14 protein-coding genes, 1 pseudogene and 1 riboswitch are annotated in these 18,285 nt (G+C 63.4%); of the genes and pseudogenes, 12 read left to right on the top strand and 3 right to left on the bottom strand.

Translation table 11 applies throughout. The annotated features are described in order from the left end of the window. Positions 1 to 118 (bottom strand): annotated as a pseudogene (locus RA26_RS23270) (glutathione S-transferase family protein); the annotation flags it as partial. 134 nt (positions 119 to 252) lie between these two features. Continuing rightward, positions 253 to 331, top strand: a riboswitch (SAM riboswitch). A 61-nt stretch (positions 332 to 392) separates the two neighbouring features. Here RA26_RS23270 and metZ point away from each other — a divergent pair. Continuing rightward, entirely contained in the window at positions 393 to 1,583 is a 1,191-nt protein-coding gene (gene metZ, locus RA26_RS20235) for an O-succinylhomoserine sulfhydrylase (RefSeq protein ID WP_039186959.1), read from the top strand. 95 nt (positions 1,584 to 1,678) lie between these two features. Here metZ and RA26_RS20230 read toward each other — a convergent pair whose 3' ends face one another. Then, the gene (locus RA26_RS20230) at positions 1,679 to 2,929 is read right to left on the bottom strand and encodes a M24 family metallopeptidase (RefSeq protein ID WP_039186953.1); all 1,251 of its coding nucleotides are present in this window, start codon (positions 2,927 to 2,929) and stop codon (positions 1,679 to 1,681) included. Beyond that, positions 2,926 to 3,714: a HalD/BesD family halogenase gene (locus RA26_RS20225; protein ID WP_039186952.1), complete on the bottom strand. Its 789-nt coding sequence runs from the start codon at positions 3,712 to 3,714 to the stop codon at positions 2,926 to 2,928. The genes RA26_RS20230 and RA26_RS20225 overlap by 4 nt, the downstream gene beginning before the upstream one ends. Before the next feature lie 110 nt (positions 3,715 to 3,824). Between RA26_RS20225 and RA26_RS20220 the strand changes: the two genes are divergently transcribed. From RA26_RS20220 to RA26_RS20170, 11 genes are all read left to right on the top strand, one after another. Next, complete coding sequence (locus RA26_RS20220) at positions 3,825 to 4,679, top strand: LysR substrate-binding domain-containing protein (protein ID WP_039186951.1); 855 nt, start codon at positions 3,825 to 3,827, stop codon at positions 4,677 to 4,679. A gap of 112 nt (positions 4,680 to 4,791) precedes the next feature. Continuing rightward, a complete protein-coding gene (gene folE2 / locus RA26_RS20215; RefSeq protein WP_039186950.1) occupies positions 4,792 to 5,895 on the top strand; it encodes a GTP cyclohydrolase FolE2 in 1,104 nt (367 codons plus the stop codon). A 304-nt stretch (positions 5,896 to 6,199) separates the two neighbouring features. Then, a complete protein-coding gene (locus tag RA26_RS22220; RefSeq protein ID WP_052272506.1) occupies positions 6,200 to 7,081 on the top strand; it encodes a hypothetical protein in 882 nt (293 codons plus the stop codon). Between the two features lie 47 nt (positions 7,082 to 7,128). Beyond that, the gene (locus RA26_RS20205; protein WP_039186949.1) at positions 7,129 to 8,577 is read left to right on the top strand and encodes a TrkH family potassium uptake protein; all 1,449 of its coding nucleotides are present in this window, start codon (positions 7,129 to 7,131) and stop codon (positions 8,575 to 8,577) included. 207 nt (positions 8,578 to 8,784) lie between these two features. Then, positions 8,785 to 10,023: an aspartate kinase gene (locus RA26_RS20200; RefSeq protein WP_039186947.1), complete on the top strand. Its 1,239-nt coding sequence runs from the start codon at positions 8,785 to 8,787 to the stop codon at positions 10,021 to 10,023. A 272-nt stretch (positions 10,024 to 10,295) separates the two neighbouring features. Then, complete coding sequence (ptsP, locus tag RA26_RS20195) at positions 10,296 to 12,536, top strand: phosphoenolpyruvate--protein phosphotransferase (protein ID WP_039186945.1); 2,241 nt, start codon at positions 10,296 to 10,298, stop codon at positions 12,534 to 12,536. A gap of 195 nt (positions 12,537 to 12,731) precedes the next feature. After that, a complete protein-coding gene (locus RA26_RS20190) occupies positions 12,732 to 15,026 on the top strand; it encodes a bifunctional salicylyl-CoA 5-hydroxylase/oxidoreductase (protein WP_039186956.1) in 2,295 nt (764 codons plus the stop codon). After that, positions 15,023 to 15,748: an SDR family NAD(P)-dependent oxidoreductase gene (locus RA26_RS20185; RefSeq protein ID WP_039186943.1), complete on the top strand. Its 726-nt coding sequence runs from the start codon at positions 15,023 to 15,025 to the stop codon at positions 15,746 to 15,748. Before RA26_RS20190 ends, RA26_RS20185 begins: the two co-directional genes overlap by 4 nt. Beyond that, positions 15,745 to 16,197, top strand: coding sequence for a MarR family winged helix-turn-helix transcriptional regulator (locus RA26_RS20180; RefSeq protein ID WP_039186942.1), 453 nt, complete (start codon positions 15,745 to 15,747; stop codon positions 16,195 to 16,197). Before RA26_RS20185 ends, RA26_RS20180 begins: the two co-directional genes overlap by 4 nt. After that, positions 16,194 to 17,000 carry an enoyl-CoA hydratase family protein gene (locus RA26_RS20175; protein WP_039186940.1) on the top strand — a complete coding sequence of 269 codons (807 nt, stop codon included), beginning with the start codon at positions 16,194 to 16,196 and terminating at the stop codon, positions 16,998 to 17,000. The genes RA26_RS20180 and RA26_RS20175 overlap by 4 nt, the downstream gene beginning before the upstream one ends. A gap of 123 nt (positions 17,001 to 17,123) precedes the next feature. Further along, positions 17,124 to 18,284: an acyl-CoA dehydrogenase family protein gene (locus RA26_RS20170; protein WP_039186938.1), complete on the top strand. Its 1,161-nt coding sequence runs from the start codon at positions 17,124 to 17,126 to the stop codon at positions 18,282 to 18,284. The last annotated feature ends 1 nt before the right edge of the window (position 18,285 follow it).

Below are 18,285 nucleotides of genomic sequence, written 5' to 3'. Positions count from 1 at the left end.
CGCCTTTGCCGATGTCGATCAGCGTGACCTCGTAGGGCAGGCCCATCTCCTCCAGCGCGATGGAGATTTTCCAGCCATTCGGCGTGGGCCAGTAGAACAGGCGGATGGGGTCCTGCATCGCGTGCCTCCGTCAATGTGCCCGGCCACAGGAGCACGGGGCGCGGGGGCGGGCAAGGGGCGGCGGCGCTCACATCCCTGTGACCGCTGGAAATGCTGCCGCTTGACCGAATCCCGCAAGATGCGTAAAGCCCTGCATCACATCGTGGCGATTTGTTACCGGATTGCGGGCCACGTTAAACAATCCCGCTAAAGAGGTCAGGACGTGAAGGACCCCCTTTCGCTTGGCCGAATGGGGGTTTTTTGTGCGCTATGGGCGCGAGGAGACAGAAGAGATGAGCGACAACTGGAACAAGCGCACCACGCTGGTGCATGGCGGCACCCGCCGCAGCCAGTACAACGAGGTGAGCGAGGCGATTTTCCTGACGCAAGGGTTCGTCTATGAGACCGCCGAGCAGGCCGAGGCGCGGTTCATCGAGACCGGCCCGGACGAGTTCATCTATGCCCGTTACGGCAACCCGACCGTCGACATGTTCGAAAAGCGCATCGCGGCGCTGGAAGGAGCCGAGGACGCCTTTGCCACCGCCTCCGGCATGGCGGCTGTGAACGGCGCGCTGACCTCGCTGGTGAAGGCCGGCGACCACATCGTGTCGGCCAAGGCGCTGTTCGGCTCCTGCAACTATATCCTGGCCGATGTGCTGGGCCGCTTCGGGGTTGAGGTCACCTTCATCGACGGCACCGACCTCGACGCCTGGAAGGCGGCCGTGCGCCCGGACACCAAGGCGGTGTTCTTTGAGAGCATGTCGAACCCGACGCTGGAGGTGATCGACATCGCAGGCGTTGCGGAAATCGCGCATTCGGTTGGCGCCATAGTGGTGGTGGACAACGTGTTCTCCACCCCGGTGTTCTCGAACGCCATCGCGCAGGGCGCCGATGTGGTGATTTATTCAGCGACCAAGCATATCGACGGCCAGGGCCGGGCGCTGGGCGGAGTGGTGCTGGGCACCAAGGACTACATCCGCGGCACGCTGGAACCCTATATGAAGCACACTGGCGGATCGCTCAGCCCGTTCAATGCCTGGGTGATGCTGAAGGGGCTGGAAACCATTTCGCTGCGGGTGAATGCCCAGGCTGAAACCGCCCTGAAGATCGCAGAAGCGCTGACCGGCCATCCGGCGCTGGAGCGCACCATTTACCCGGGGCTGAAGGACCACGCGCAGAACGCGCTGGTGCAGACCCAGCTGGGGGGCAAGGGCGGCACCGTCTTGTCGCTGGACCTGAAGGGCGGCAAGGCGGCGGCGTTCAAGTTCCTGAACGCGATGACCATCCCGGTGATCTCCAACAACCTGGGCGACGCAAAATCCATCGCCACCCATCCGGCGACCACGACCCACCAGCGCTTGACTGACGAGCTGAAGGACGAGCTGGGCATCACCCCGGGCCTGGTGCGCTTCTCGGTCGGGCTGGAAGATGCTGATGACCTGATCGCCGATCTGAGGGCCGCACTGGAGGCCGCGCAGGCCTGAGGCCAGGAAGGGTTTCATCTTTCCTAGTATACTCTCGGGGTGAATTGAGCCGAAGGCTCATGAGGGGGCAGACAGCCCCCTCTCTTTTTGCCGGGTCACATTTCCCAGGGAAAACTGTCGAGCCGCTGCGGGCCGTCCGCAGTAACCAGTACCTGGGTTTCCAGCTTGACCGACTCGGATCCTTTCTCGCCGATCAGGCTTTCGATGCAGATCACCATGTTCTCCTCGAACTGCCCGCCGTGGGCGCCCTCAAAGTCCACATGCAGCGGCACCACCGGCCACTCATCGGCCATGCCCACGCCGTGTGCGGCCAAGGAGTAGCGGTAGGGCTGGTAGGGTTCCGGGATCTGCCAGCTTTTCGCGTTGAACTCGGCAAAGCTGAGGCCAGGCTGCAAGAGCGCCTTATTGTGTTCAATCTGCTCCCGCGCCGCGGCATACAGCCGCTTTTGTGTGTCATTCATCGGGACATAACCGCAGGTCCAGCTGCGCGAGAGGTCGGCGCAATAGCCGTAGGGGCCGATCATGTCGGTGTCAAAGGAGATCATCTCACCCGCGCGGCATTCGCGGGCCGAGCATTCCTTGTACCACGGGTTGGTGTTGGGTCCGCAGGTAAGGAGCTTGGTTTCCAGCCATTCGCCGCCGGAGCGGGCGTTTTCGAAATGCAGATGCGCCCAGAGCTCCTGCTCGGTTACGCTGGGCACCGAGTGTTCGTAGATCCGCGCCATGCCTGCCTCGCAGACGCGGATGGTCCAGCGCATCAGTTCGATTTCATCCGCCGATTTGATGGCACGGGCTGTTTCCGTGATTTGGCCGCCGTCGATGATCTGCAGGCCGTGTTCTGACAGGGCGTGCACGCCCTCGGGCTCCATCCGGTCAACGCAGAGGCGCAGGTTGCCGCCGCCGTATTGCTTGACCAGATCCGAGATCTCCGCTGCCCAGGGCGTCAGCCGGTCCGCGGCCTTGTCGCCTGCGCACATGAACATCCAGCCGATGGCATTCCTGACCTCATCAATGCCGGGCAGGCCGTCGTTCAGATGCTCGCAGCCCTTGAATTCAAACATGATGCCGGGGCCGCCGTTCAGGATCAGCGCATAGCGGATCGGGTTGTGGGCGGTCCAGATTGACATGTTGGAGCAGTCAAACGCGTAGCGGATGTTGACCGGGTCGTAGAGCAGGAGGCCCGCCACGTCCTGGCGGGCCAATTCATCGCGCAGCCGCTGCAGACGATAAGCGCGGGCGCCGTCCAGAACGTCCTGGCCCAAGGGTGACTTCAGGGGTTTGTCTGCACCGTCCGCATTCAGGAAGGTGCGTTTTCGCTCGTCCTTGAAAACGGCCAGCTCGGTCATGATGCACGGCCGTAGAAGCCGATGTTTTCCTCGTCCGAAAACCGCACGCCCGGGTTTTCGTAGAAGGTGAAGACGGCAATCACACGGGTCTTGTCTCCTTTCACCGTGCCGACCCGGTGGGGGGAGTTTTTGCCGCGAAAGATGTTGAGGGTGCCGGGATCAAGGGTGATCGTGCGCATATTGGGGTCTTGGCCCGCCAGCAGCCGTTCGACGCCTTCGTAGTTCGGGTCGTCATCCGTGCGCAGTTCGGGGCTGTAGATGAACTCGCCGCCTTCCTCAGGTGCTTGCAGCAGCATGGTGGTGGTGAACTCGGAGCGGTCGAAATGCCAGTTCAGCGCCTGGCTTGCGCCATAGGACATGATGTTCAGCCGCGCCAGCGGGTCGTCCATGGTGTAGAGCGCGGGCTTGTCCATGGTGGCGGCGAGGAATTGGGCAAAGGGCGGCCAGTCGTACAGGCGCAGGACCGGCGAGTTCGGGAACTGGTCGGCGCACAGGGTGAAGTTCGAGGTCTCAACCTTTTGCAGGGCCGGGTGGTCCGGGGCCAGGCCGTCGACCGCGTCCTTGAAATAGATGTTGTGCCAGCGCTTGTGGTGGAAGCTTTCGGTTTCGAACTTGCCCTTGAGCGCATCGGCGGCCCCCTGGGCCACCTCCGGTTTCATCAGGCCCTCGAGGCTGAACATGCCGTCCGCGGCCAGCTCGGCGCGGCAGCGGCCCACCAGGGCCTGCCATTCCGGGGTGCCGGGGCGGTCGAGCGGGTAACGGTCGAGATCAAGAATATCGCGCATGGGGTGTTCCTTGGGGTCTTTCGGGCTTTTCCCAAGCCTGCGCGCCCGGCGGGGATCTGACCACTATAAAATATCTTGGCGAGCATAAGAATTTCTTGCACTGTGCCATCATGAAGCTGCCGCCCTTGAACGCCCTGCGCGCCTTTGAATGCGCTGCCCGGACCGGGAGTTTCTCAGCTGCCGGGGCAGAGCTGGGCGTGAGTTCCGCGGCGGTGTCGATGCAGGTGAAGAATCTGGAGGAGTGGCTGGGGCTGAAGCTGTTCACCCGCCGTGCCAATCAGGTGCGGCTGACCGATGCCGGGCGGGATTATTATCAGAAGGCGGCGATGTCGCTGGCGGAGATTGCCAGTTTCACCGAGGCGCTGACCGAAGGCGGCACCCGGCGTCCGCTGGTGATTTCGGCCACACCGGCGCTGGCGCAGCTGTGGCTGCCGGAGCGGCTGAAGGCATTTGGGGAGGTGCGGCCGGATGTGCCTCTACGGCTCAGGATTGAGGATGACCGGATTGATTTGGAGGCGGAGGGCATTGATGCGCGGTTGACCTATGGCGGTGAACATCCCGAGCACCGGACACAGCCCCTGTTCACGGACCGGCTGGTGCCGGTTGGCATGGACCCGCATATGGATATCCGGACAGCGCCACTGGTGGAGGTCAGCTGGGGCGAGACCATTTCCTCGGTGCAGGGCTGGCGGCAGTATTTTGTTCAGCATGCAGTAGAACGGCAGGATTTGGCCGCAGCAATCATCGGGCAGTCGGTGCCCTCGGTGGTGGCGCTGGTGCAGGCGGGGCTGGGTATTGCGCTGCTGCCGGAACAGGTCGTGGGCGGGGAAATCCGCGCGGGCAGGCTGCACCGGCTGGATGGGCCGGTGCTGGACATGCCGCGGCCCTATGTGCTGGTTACGGCGCATTACAAGTCGCGCTCGCGCCGCCTGCGGACCCTTGCGGAGGTGCTGGGGGTCCGATAAGGCGCCGGTTCTGCCGCAAATGGCGGATCCGTTTTGAAAATTGCCGCGTAACAGTATATGAGAGTGGCCTGCCGCACCCTATATGGGGCCCGTATCACTGGGGGAAACGCCGATGAACATGCATAACCGCGACGCTGCCGAGGCGCCGGACCGCGAGGCCGCTGCTGCCGCGCTGGATGTGCTGCGGGCCTGGGCCGGCACCGTGACCGAAACCGAGATTGCCGAGCTGGACCCGGCGGTGGCGCGGCTGCTGCCCGGCCGCGAGGTCGGCAACTATCCGGAACTGTCGCGGCAGTACCCCGAGGATTTCAAATCCGACGAAGCCTATCGCGCGACTCTGCCCGATCTGCAGAACGGGCCGACCAGCCTGATCCGCGGCGCCAAGGAGCAGATCCAGCATGTGGGGATTTCGAATTTCCGCCTGCCGATCCGCTTCCACACCCGTGATGATGGCGATCTGACGCTGGAGACCAGCGTGACGGGCACCGTCAGCTTGGATGCGGGCAAGAAGGGCATCAACATGTCCCGGATCATGCGGACCTTCTACAAGCACGCGGAAAGCACTTTCAGCTTTGAAGTGATGGCAAGCGCGCTGGATGACTACCTGAGCGATCTGGACAGCCCGGATGCGCGCATCCAGATGCGGTTCTCCTTCCCGGCCCGGGTCAGCAGCCTGCGTTCCGGCCTCAGCGGCTACCAGTATTACGACTTTGCGCTGGAGCTGGTGGATCATGACGGGGTGCGTGAGAAGATCATGCATCTGGACTATGTCTATTCCTCGACCTGCCCGTGCTCATTGGAACTTTCGGAGCACGCCCGCCATGCGCGCGGCCAGCTGGCGACGCCGCATTCGCAGCGCTCTGTGGCGCGGATTTCGGTGCAGTCGGTGCCCGGCAGCGAGTGCCTGTGGTTTGAGGACCTGATCGAGCTGTGCCGCAAGGCCGTGCCGACCGAGACCCAGGTGATGGTCAAGCGCGAGGACGAGCAGGCCTTTGCGGAACTCAATGCTGCCAACCCGATCTTTGTCGAGGATGCGGCGCGGCTGTTCTGCGAGGCGCTGCAGGCGGATGACCGGATCGGTGATTTCCGGGTGATCGCGAGCCATCAGGAAAGCCTGCACAGCCATGATGCAGTCAGTGTGCTAACCCAAGGACCGCTGTTCAAGGCGATGAGCCTGGACCCGAAACTGTTTTCGACCCTGATCCACCAGGGCTAAAGGGAACCGTCTGCCTGGCTTTCAGGCGGGTTTCCGCTGGGTCAGCCAAAGTGGCCCGAGGTAATTTCTGCATTGCCGCATTTTTTATGCCGCGGTGCAGAAGTTCATGCTAGCGTCAAATCGAATCCCCCCCGGCCGTCCTGCCGGGGGCGAGGGGAGCTTGCGCGCTGGTGTCTGCAACTGAGGGCCCGTTTTCCGCTGCAACAGGCCCGGGTCGCACCCGGCGCCTGCTCCCTGTTTTCTTTGCCCGGACATCGCTGTGCTGTCCCGGAGCAAGTGCTGTGCAGGACTTTAGGAGTAACAAATGACGAGCTTTCACAAGATCCCCGGCCTGACGGTCAAGACGCATGAATGGGCGGGCTATGCAGCCGGGCTGCAAATGAAACTGTGGCGCCAGGCGGCAGAGGCCGCGCTGCAGGCGCCGCTGGCGCAGATGCAGCTGGCACATTCGATGATGGAAGCCCAGCGGCGCCTGCTGCAGGCAGGCGTGCCGGCAATGGCAGGGGATGCTGGTGAGGCACCCAAAGCGGCACCGGAAGCAGAGGCTGCACTGGCGGCCCCGAAAGCGGAGGCCGCACCGGCGGCACCAGAGACGAACGTCGCAACGGCGGCGCCGACCGAAGCAGAGGCCAAAACCAAAAAGCCCGCGGCCCGCAAACCTGTTGCGCGTAAGTCCGGTGGCCGAAAGGCTGCGGTCCGCAAGGCGCCTGCGCGCAAAGCCGCTGCACCCAAGGCGGCGGCTGCCAAGCCGGCAGCGCCTGCAGCGGCCAAGACCGAAGCCGCACCGCAGGCAGCTGCCAAGGCGGTGCCGGTCAAGCCGGAACCTGTGAAGGCAGAGGCGGCCAAACCGGAGTCAAACAAGGAAACTGCAAAGGCGGCTCAGGCGGCGGCGTCCACTGCGGTTAAGCCTGCAAATCAGAGCGGTACCACGGCCGGGGAGAAGGCAGAGGAGAAACCTGCAATGTTCCGCAGTTCCTCTGCCCGCCGCGGCGGGGCTCAGCCTGCGGCAAGCAGCGCAAAGGCCCCGGCAGGTTCTGCCGCTGCGCCCAAGGCCCCTGCGGCAGAACCTGCTGCTGCCAATGCACAAGCGCCGCAAGGCGAGCCGTCCAAGCGTCCGCGCAAGCCCGCCACCCCGCCGCAGATGCCGCAGCGCAACGCTGCGGGCACCGGCGGCAGCGGCGACTGACGCCGCCCACTTGACACCGGCCGCGCAGGGAGCCAACGCTGCGCCGCATGTTGGATCTCCGCCCGGTTGGGTATGTCATCGGCCTGCTGGTCGTTATTCTGGGAGCCATGATGGTGTTCCCGCTGCTGGTCGATCTTTATGATGGCCGGGGCGAGTGGCCCGTTTTCCTGGAGAGCGCCGTGTTCACCGTCCTGGTGGGCGGGCTCTTGTCGCTGAGCTGTGCCAACGGGGTGAAGGAGGGACTGAGCATCCGCCAGACCTTCCTTCTGACCACGCTGGTCTGGGTGGCGCTGCCGCTGTTCGGGGCCGTGCCCTTGATGCTGGGGGCAACCGAGCTGCGGTTTGTCGATGCTTTTTTCGAGGCGATGTCGGGGCTGACCACCACCGGCTCAACCGTCATTTCCGGCCTGGATGATCTGCCGCGCGGGCTGCTGCTGTGGCGCGGCATCCTGCAATGGCTGGGCGGCATTGGCATCATTGTTGTGGCGATGGTGTTCCTGCCCGAGCTGAGGGTTGGGGGGATGCAGATCTTCCGATCCGAAGCCTTTGATACCATGGGGAAAATCCTGCCGCGCGCGCAGGCGATCGCCAAACAGATCTCCTTGATCTATGTGACGCTGACGCTGATGTGCATGATTGTCTACCTGATGCTGGGCTTGGAGGGGTTTGATGCGCTGGTGCATGCGCTGACCACCATGTCCACCGGCGGGTTTTCCAACTACGACGCCTCCTTCGGCACCTTTTCGGGGCCTGCGGAATATGCAGCTTCGGTCTTTATGATCATCGCCGCGCTGCCGTTTGTGCGTTATGTGCAGCTGATCAACGGCCATGCGGAGCCGCTGTTCCGCGACAGCCAGATACGGGTGTTCCTGATCCTCATCCTGCTGCTGGTCATCGTCACCAGCAGCGTGCTGGTCTATGTTTTCCCGCATCACCCCGAACAGGCGTTCCGCGAGGCGCTGTTCAACATCACCTCGATCATCTCGGGCACCGGCTATGCCAGCGTGGACTACATGGGCTGGGGCAGCTTTCTGATCATGGTATTCTTTTTCATCGGGCTGATCGGGGGGTGCGCGGGCTCCACGGCCTGTTCAGTGAAGATCTTCCGTTATCAGCTGCTGTTCTCGGCGATCCGGGTGCAGATTCAACGGATCCGGTCTCCTCATGGAATCTTTGTCCCGCGGTTCGAGGGGCGGGCGGTCAGTGCCGATGTTCTCAGCTCGGTGATCTCCTTCTTCATGTTCTTCGTGGTGACCATCGGCATCGTCGCCTGGATGCTGGCACTGACCGGGCTGGATTTCGTGACCTCGGTCTCCGGCGCGGCGACGGCAGTAGCCAATATCGGGCCAGGGCTGGGGGACATCATCGGGCCTGCGGGCAATTTCTCATCCCTCAACGATCCGGCGAAGTGGATTTTGAGCGTTGCAATGCTGATTGGCCGGCTGGAGCTGATGGCGGTTTACGCGATCCTGACAGTGAGGTTCTGGCGCGCCTGATGAAAGGCGGGCGGATCAACCGCTCAGGGATACAGCCTGATTGGCAGAAATTGCGCAGCTGACGCCTTGTGGCGCTTTGCCGCGCTGGAATCCCTGACAGGACCGCAGCTTCCTTGCCCTGAAGACCCGCACGCCCTTGCCCTTGGGGGGCGGCTCGCATATGAGGCACGGGACCGAAACCCGCAAGCGCAGGGAGACCCGTTCCATATGCCCGTACTTGTGATGAAATTCGGCGGCACGTCTGTCGCCAACCTGGACCGCATCCGCCGCGCCGCCAAACGCGTCGGCGTTGAGGTGGCCAAGGGCTACGACGTGATCGTCATCGTCTCTGCCATGTCCGGCAAGACCAATGAGCTGGTGGGCTGGGTCGACGAGACCTCGCCGCTGTATGACGCGCGCGAATATGATGCCGTGGTGTCCTCCGGCGAGAATGTGACCGCGGGCCTGATGGCTCTGACGCTGCAGGAGATGGATATCCCGGCGCGCAGCTGGCAGGGCTGGCAGGTTCCGCTTAAGACCAGCTCAGCGCACAGCCAGGCGCGGATCGAGGAGATCCCGCCGGAAAACATCAATGCCAAGTTTGCCGAAGGCATGAAGGTGGCGGTTGTTGCCGGTTTCCAGGGCATCAGCCCTGAGGGCCGCATTACCACCCTGGGCCGGGGCGGGTCCGACACCACCGCGGTGGCCTTTGCCGCCGCGTTTGAAGCTGAGCGCTGCGATATTTATACCGATGTGGACGGCGTTTATACCACCGACCCGCGGATCTGCGGCAAGGCGCGCAAGCTGGACAAGATTGCGTTCGAGGAAATGCTGGAGCTGGCCTCGCTGGGGGCCAAGGTGCTGCAAACACGCTCGGTTGAACTGGCAATGCGCTACAATGTGAAACTGCGCGTGCTGTCGAGCTTTGAGGAACAGTCCGACGAGGCCGGAACCCTGGTCTGCGACGAGGAGGAAATCATGGAATCCAATGTTGTAAACGGCGTTGCCTACTCCCGCGATGAGGCCAAGCTGACCGTGCAGTCGGTAGCCGACCGCCCGGGGATCGCAGCGACGATCTTCACCACGTTGTCCGAGGCGGGTGTGAATGTCGACATGATCGTGCAGGACGTCTCGGAAGATGGCCGCACCGACATGACCTTCTCCTGCCCGACCGATCAGGTGGCCCGCGCCGAGAAAGCGCTCCTGGCTATCAAGGAGCAGGGCGAGCTGAATTATGCCGAGCTGCTGGCCGACAAGGATGTCGCAAAGGTGTCGGTGGTGGGCATCGGTATGCGCTCGCAGTCGGGCGTGGCCGCCAAGATGTTCAAGGTGCTGTCGGATGAGGGCATCAACATCAAGGTGATTACCACCTCCGAAATCAAAATCTCTGTTCTGATCGACCGCAAATACATGGAACTGGCCGTGCAGGCGCTGCATGATGCGTTCGAGCTGGAAAAAGCAAGTTAAGCGCTTCTTCTAAAAAGAGTATCACGAGACTCGCAAGGGCGCCGTTCAGGCGCCTTTGTCATGTCTGCCCGGTGGTCGGCGGTGTTTGGCTTACGGCTCAGGCAGGTTGCTTTGATTGTGGGCCATGCTGCAAAAACTCTTGGACTTTTTCCGCCGGGGTGGGACAAGTGGGTGGAGGAGAGAGCGCTGGCGTACTACTCTGGGCGGTGCCCGTTTCCAGAGAGCAATCAGGGCGGCAGTGTGCGGGGAATAAACCTCGGGAGAGGGTGAGAATGGCCGATACGACGGAATCCGAAAGCCGGAAGCTTCTGGTTCGTTTACGCGAGGCGATGGCGGGCGATGACGCCGGCCAGGCGCGGCTCGACAAGATCACCCATCTGATCGCTGACAGCATGGGGACTGAGGTGTGCTCGGTCTATTTGTTCCGCGATGATGAGACGCTGGAGCTGTGCGCGACAGAGGGCCTGAATACAGAATCGGTACACCAGACCCGGATGCGGATCGGCGAGGGGCTGGTGGGCCGTGTTGCCAAATACGGCAAGGTGGTGAACACGCCGGATGCACCCAATGCCAAGGGTTTCCGCTATATGCCGGAAACCGGGGAGGAGCGGTTTTCCTCCTTCTTGGGCGTGCCGGTGCAGCGTCTGGGCGAGATGCTGGGCGTGCTGGTGGTGCAGTCCAGAGAAGCGCGCGAGTTCTCGGCGGATGCGGTTTATGCGCTGGAAGTGGTGGCGATGGTGATCGCCGAGATGACCGAACTAGGTGCCTTTGTCGGCGAGGGCGCGGCGCTGTCGCCGCTGCACCAGCAGGCGGTTCTGATCCATGGGATTTCCGCACAGGAGGGTGCAGCAGAGGGCCATGTCTGGCTGCATGAGCCGCGGGTGATCGTGACCAACCCGATTGCCGATGATCCGCACAAGGAACTGGAGCGGCTGAACGACGCGGTGGAGGAACTGCGGGTCGGCGTTGACAAGATGCTGGAAGTGTCGCGCAATGGCGACAAGGAACAGCTGCAAGTCCTTGAAGCCTATAGGATGTTTGCCAACTCCAAGGGCTGGATGCGGCGGATGGAAGAAGACATTGCCCGGGGCCTCAGCGCCGAGGCGGCAGTGGAAAAGGAGCAGTCCCAGGCCCGGGCCCGGATGAGCCAGGTGCAGGACGCTTACTTGCGCGAACGGCTGAGCGATCTGGACGACCTGTCGAACCGGCTGCTTAGGATTTTGACCGGGCAGGGCGCCAACACCGGGGCGGAGCTGCCGGAAAACCCGATCTTGATTGCCCGCAACATCGGCCCCGGCGACCTGCTGGAATACGGACGTTCTTTGCGCGGGATTGTGCTGGAGGAGGGCTCAGTCGGCTCTCACGCCGCGATTGTTGCGCGGGCGCTGGCAATTCCGCTGGTGGTCAATGCCAAGCGGGTCACCACCGAGGCGCTGAATGGTGACCACATCATGGTGGATGGTGACCAGGGCGTGGTGCATCTGCGTCCGGACGACACCGTTGTCGGCGCCTTCCGCGACAAGATCGCGATGCACACCAAAGCGCAGGAGCGCTATGCCTCGATCCGCGACAAACCTGCGGTGACCACCGACGGGCAGCGCATCAACATGGTGATGAACGCGGGCCTGATGGCGGATCTGCCGTCGCTGGATGGCTCCGGAGCCGAGGGCGTTGGGTTGTTCCGGACCGAGCTGCAGTTCCTGGTGCGCAACCAGATGCCGAAGCGGTCGGAGCTGGTGGCGCTGTACAAACGGGTGCTGGATGCTGCGCACGGCAAGCCTGTGGTGTTCCGCACGCTGGATATCGGCTCTGACAAGGTGCTGCCCTACATGAAGCCCACCGATGAGCCGAATCCGGCGCTGGGCTGGCGGGCAATCCGGGTGGGCCTGGACAAGCCGGGTGTGATGCGGATGCAGCTGCAGGCGCTGCTGCGCTCTGCCGAGGGGCGTCCGCTGTCGATCATGTTCCCTTTTGTCGCCCAGTTCGAGGAATACCGCTCTGCCCGGGCGGAAGTGGAAAAGACCATTGAGCGCGAGCGCATCCTGGGCCATGTGCTGCCTGCTGACCTGAAAATCGGCGCGATGCTGGAAACACCGTCGCTGGCCTATGCGCCGCAGAAGTTCTTTGACGAGGTGGCCTTTATTTCGATCGGCGGCAATGACCTGAAGCAGTTCTTCTTTGCTGCCGACCGCGAGAATGAGCGGGTGCGGCGGCGCTATGACACGCTGAACGTCAGCTTCCTGAGCTTTATCGAGCGGATTGTGGAGCGCTGCGCGATTTCCGGCACGCCGCTGAGCTTCTGCGGTGAGGATGCAGGCCGCCCGGTTGAGGCCGTCTGCCTAGCCGCCATGGGCATCCGCACGCTGTCGATGCGCCCGGCGTCCATCGGGCCGGTGAAGTCGCTGCTGCTGCGGGTGGATCTGGGCGAGCTGCGCAAGATCATCTCGGATGCCCGCCACCGCGGCGATCAGGCGGTGCGCCCGGCCGTTATGGAATACCTGCGGGGGCTGTGACCGGCGCCGGGGCAGCCTGCGCCACCGCTGGTGCAGGCCTGGTTTCTGCATGTACGGACCCGGCGGCCTGGCGCAACGGCCGCAGCGAAGGCGGGTGCGCCGATTTGCTTCAAGCTTAAAACTTTATGCTTGAAGTTTTTCGGGACCTGCTTATCCTGATCTTCAGAGACGTGCGCTGAACGGGAAGGGATGATCATGAAAGTCGTCTGTCTGGGAGGAGGGCCTGCGGGCCTCTACTTTGCCATCTCGATGAAGCTGCGCCAGCCGGAGGCCGAGGTCACGGTGGTCGAACGCAACAGGCCTGATGATACCTTTGGCTGGGGCGTGGTGCTGTCGGATGACGCGCTGGAAAACCTAAGCGCCAACGACCCGAAGAGCGCCGAGGCGATCCGCGAAAGCTTTGTCTATTGGGATGACATCGCGGTCGTGCACAATGGCACCCGCACGGTGTCGGGCGGGCACGGGTTCGCCGGGATCGGGCGCAAGCAGATGCTGCTGTTGCTGCAGGACCGGGCCCGGGAGCTGGGCGTGGACCTGCAGTTCGAAACCGCCGCGAAGCCTGCGTCGGAGTATCAGAAAGACTATGATCTGGTGGTCGGCTGCGACGGGCTGAATTCCAGTGTCCGCAATGAGTTCGCGGAACATTTTAAACCGGAAATCGACGTGCGGCCCTGCAAGTTCATCTGGCTGGGCACGCATCAGAAATTCGATGATGCTTTCACCTTCATCTTCGAGAAGACCAAACACGGCTGGATGTGGATCCACGCCTATCAATTCGATGCGGATACCGCGACGGTGATTGTCGAATGCTCTCCTGAGACCTGGGAAGCCTGGGGCTTTGAGGGGATGAGCAAGGAGGAGATCATCCGCACCTGCGAGGAGATCTTTGCCGATCATCTGGATGGTCATGCGCTGATGTCCAACGCGGCGCATCTGCGCGGGGCGGCGGTGTGGATCAATTTTCCGCGGGTGCTGTGCGAGAAGTGGCATCACGAGAACGTCGTTCTGCTGGGGGATGCCTCTGCCACGGCGCATTTTTCCATCGGGTCGGGGTCGCGGCTGGCGTTTGACAGTGCCATTGCGCTGGCGGAACTGGTCAGCACTGAGCCGACGCTGGAGCGCGCCTTTGAGCGCTATCAGGAGGAGCGCCGGCTGGATGTGCTGCGGCTGCAATCGGCGGCGCGCAACTCGCTGGAGTGGTTCGAGGAGGTTGAGCGCTACCTGGATATGGATCCGGTGCAGTTCAATTACTCGCTGCTGACCCGTTCGCAGCGGATTTCCCATGAGAACCTGCGGCTGCGCGATGCCAAGTGGCTGCAAAGCGCTGAGAAATGGTTTCAGGATAAGGCTGGCGCGCCAACTGACGCGCCGGTGCGGCCGCCGATGTTCGCGCCCTACCGTTTGCGCGGGATGGAGCTGAAGAACCGCATCGTGGTTTCACCCATGGCGCAATACAAGGCGGTGGAGGGCTGCCCAACCGATTGGCATCTGATCCATTACGGCGAGCGCGCCAAGGGCGGGGCTGGACTGGTCTATACCGAGATGACCTGTGTGTCGGCGGAGGGCCGGATCTCGCCGGGCTGCCCGGGGCTTTATGCGCCGGAGCATGAAGCGGCGTGGAAGCGGCTGACGGATTTCGTCCACGGTGAGACCAGCGCGAAGATCTGTTGCCAGATCGGTCACTCAGGCCGCAAGGGTTCTACCCAGCTGGGTTGGGAGGAAATGGACGCGCCGCTGCCCGAGGGGAATTGGGAGACGGTCTCGGCCTCCGCGATCCCTTGGTCGGCAAACAACCCGGCGCCGCGGGAGATCACGCGGGACGAAATGGATCAAATTCACGGCGAATTTGTTGCATCGGCGCAGATGGCGGAGCGCGCGGGGTTTGACATGATCGAACTTCATGCCGCGCATGGCTATCTGATTTCGTCCTTCATCTCGCCAAAATCGAACATTCGGCGCGATGAGTACGGCGGCGCCTTGCAAAACCGTCTGCGCTATCCGCTGGAGGTGTTCCAGGCAATGCGGGCGGTCTGGCCGGAAGGCAAACCGATGTCGGTGAGGATCTCCGCCAATGACTGGGTCGGCGACGCAGGCGTGACGCCGGAGGAGGCCGTTGAGATCGCCAAGGCCTTCACCGCGGCGGGTGCGGATATAATCGATGTCTCAGCCGGGCAGACATCCACGGACGCCCAGCCGGTCTACGGGCGCATGTTCCAGACGCCGTTCTCCGACCGGATTCGTAACGAGGCGGGGATTGCCACCATGGCGGTGGGCAATATCTATGAGGCCGATCATGCGAATTCAATCCTGATGGCGGGGCGGGCCGATCTGGTTTGTGTGGGCCGGCCGCATCTGGCTGATCCCTATTGGACGTTGCACGAGGCCGCACGGATCGGCGACCGCCACGGCGATTGGCCGCTGCCCTATCACGCGGGCCGCGATCAGGCCTGGCGTCTGGCGGACCGCGAGGCGGAGGTGATCCGGGCATGACACGCAAGGTACTGGTCACAGGCGGCGGCACGGGGATTGGCAAGGCGATTGCCCATGCTTTAGCTGCAGACGGCTGCCATGTCACCATCGCCGGACGCCGCTGGGAACCGCTGGAGGCGGCGGCTGAGGGGCTGGGGCTGGAGATCCGCGTGGCGGATGTGACGGATGAGGCGCAGGTGGAGGCGTTGTTCGCCACGCCCTACGATGTGGTTGTTGCCAATGCCGGAACCGGCGTTGCGGCGCGGATCGAGGATGTTGAACTGGAGGATTGGCAGCGGACCCTGACGGTCAACATGACCGGTACTTTCCTGACCTTCCGGGCGGCGCTGCGGGCGGGCATGGAACCGGGCGGGCGGCTGATTGCCATCGCCTCCACCGCATCCCTGCAGGGCGGGGCGCAGATCCCGGCCTATGCGGCTTCCAAACACGGGGTGCTGGGGCTGGTGCGCTCGGTCGCGCAGGACGTCGCCAAACGCGGGATCACCTGCAATGCGATCTGCCCCGGGTTTGTTGACACGGAGATGGCCGAGAGCGCGATCACCGGGCTGATGGCCCGGCATGATATACCGCGCGAGAAGGCGCTGAAGATGGTTGTTGGCGGCAATCCGATACAGCGGCTGATCGCGCCGGAGGAAGTGGCAGCGGCGGCGGTGTTTCTGGCGTCCGAAGGCGCGGCCTCGGTCAATGGGCACGCAATGAGCGTGTCGGGAGGAGAGATTTGAGCACGACATCAAAGGACCGGCTGCGGTTGTGGCTGAAGGTGCTGAAGGCCACCAAGGCGGTGGAGAGCGACGTGCGCGAGAACCTGCGGCGGGAGTTTGCAACCACGCTGCCGAGGTTTGACGTGATGGCGGCGTTGATGCAGCACGAAAAAGGCCTCAAGATGAGTGAGTTGTCGGGGGTTCTGAAAGTCTCCAACGGCAATGTGACCGGCATTGTCGAGCGGCTGGTCGAGGACGGCCACGTGCAGCGGGAGAAGGTCGAGGGCGACCGCCGCGCCAATCTGGTGCGGCTGACGGACGCGGGGCGGATTGAGTTCTCCCGCCAGGCGGAGGCGCATGAGGGCTGGATCAACGCGGCCTTTGACGGGCTGACCGCGGATGAGGCGCAAGGGATTGCCGAAAGCCTGGAAGCAGTGGCGCGGCGGCTGGAACAAGGAGGCAAGCCATGAAGGTGAACCGGGAGCCAAGGCATTTTCTGTGCCGGATCGAGGATGGCATCGCGACCGTGTCGCTGGACCGGCCGGAGAGGAAGAACCCGCTGACTTTTGACAGCTACGCTGAGCTGCGCGACTGGTTCCGCGACCTGCACTATGACGACAGGGTCAAGGCGGTGGTCTTTGCCTCCAATGGCGGTAATTTCTGCTCCGGTGGTGATGTGCATGACATCATCGGGCCACTGACGAAGATGAGCATGAAGGAGCTGCTGGCCTTCACCCGGATGACCGGCGATCTGGTCAAGGCGATGGTGAACTGTGGCAAGCCGGTGATTGCGGCAATTGACGGGATCTGCGTCGGCGCGGGCGCAATCATCGCCATGGCCTCCGACATCCGGATTGCCACGCCGGAGGCCAAGACCGCGTTTCTGTTCACCCGGGTCGGGCTGGCGGGCTGCGACATGGGGGCTTGCGCAATTCTGCCGCGGATCATCGGCCAGGGCCGGGCGGCGGAACTGCTCTATACCGGGCGCTCGATGAGTGCTGAGGAAGGCCATGCCTGGGGGTTCCACAACAAGCTGGTTGCGGCGGATGAATTGGATGCGGAGGCGCAGAGCTGGGCCGCGCGGATAGCGGCGGGGCCGAATTTCGGCCACATGATGACCAAGACCATGCTGGCGCAGGAATGGTCGATGTCGATCGAGCAGGCGATTGAGGCGGAAGCGCAGGCGCAGGCAATCTGCATGCAGACGGCGGATTTCGAGCGCGCCTATCATGCCTTTGTGAGCAAGGAGAAGCCGCTGTTTGAGGGCGGCTGAAGTGTGACACCGGTGGAGCCCGCGCCGGAGGAGGGCGCGGGAGCCCCCCTCGCGGCGGCAAAGCCGCCTGCCGGGCAGCGGGACGGAGTATTTTGGGAAAGATGAAACTGGGAGGGCCGCGCGATGGCGGACAGGACGTTTCTGAACTGGCCGTTTTTCGAGGACCGGCACCGGAAGCTGGCCGAAGAACTGGAAGCGTGGGCCGGGGCGCAGCTGGCGGGCATTGATCACTCCGACACCGATGCCGCCTGCCGGGCGCTGGTCTCAGCCCTGGGCGAGGGCGGCTGGACGCAGCATTCCGGTGCGATGGCAGGCGAGCAGCTGGACGTGCGCACGCTGTGCCTGATCCGCGAAACGCTGGCGCGCCATGACGGGCTGGCGGATTTTGCCTTTGCCATGCAGGGGCTTGGCACCGGGGCGGTCTCGCTGTTTGGCACTGAGGCACAGCAACAGGAGTGGCTGCCGCTGACGCGCGCGGGCAAGGCGATTTCTGCCTTTGCGCTGACCGAGCCGCAGTCAGGGTCGGATGTGGCGAACTCCACCATGACCGCCACGCTGGACGGCGGCAGTTACGTGCTGAACGGCGAGAAGACCTGGATCTCCAACGGCGGCATTGCAGATGTCTACACGCTGTTTGCCCGCACCGGTGAGGCACCGGGGGCCAAGGGGCTGAGCGCCTTTGTGGTGCCCGCGGGCCTGCCGGGGTTCGAGGTTGCTGAGCGGCTGGAAACCATTGCGCCGCATCCGCTGGCGACGCTGCGCTTCACGGATTGCCGGATCCCGAAATCGGCGCTGCTGGGGCAGCCCGGCGCGGGCTTCAAGATTGCGATGTCGGTGCTGGATGTGTTCCGCTCCACCGTGGCGGCTGCCGCCCTGGGCTTTGCCCGCCGGGCGCTGGATGAGTCGCTGGCGCGGGTGACAGCGCGGCAGGTGCAGGGCGCGCCGCTGTTCGATCTGCAGATGGTGCAGGGGCATATCGCCGATATGGCGCTGGATGTGGATGCATCAGCACTGCTGGTCTACCGCGCGGCTTGGGCCAAGGATTCAGGGGCTGCGCGCGTCACCCGCGAGGCGGCGATGGCCAAGCTGTTCTCCACCGATCAGGCGCAACAGGTTATCGACAAGGCGGTGCAGCTGCATGGCGGTGACGGTGTGCGCCGGGGCCAGAAGGTGGAGGAGCTTTACCGTGATATCCGGGCCTTGCGCATTTATGAGGGCGCCTCGGACGTGCAGCGGGTGGTGATCGCGCGTCAGGCGCTCGGCGCCTTTCAGGGAGGGAAGTGAA

The organism is Leisingera sp. ANG-M7, from assembly GCF_000813965.1.
Classification (GTDB): domain Bacteria; phylum Pseudomonadota; class Alphaproteobacteria; order Rhodobacterales; family Rhodobacteraceae; genus Leisingera.
The sequence above is the reverse complement of the archived record's forward strand: the minus strand, read 5'-3'. Positions and strand labels throughout refer to the sequence as shown.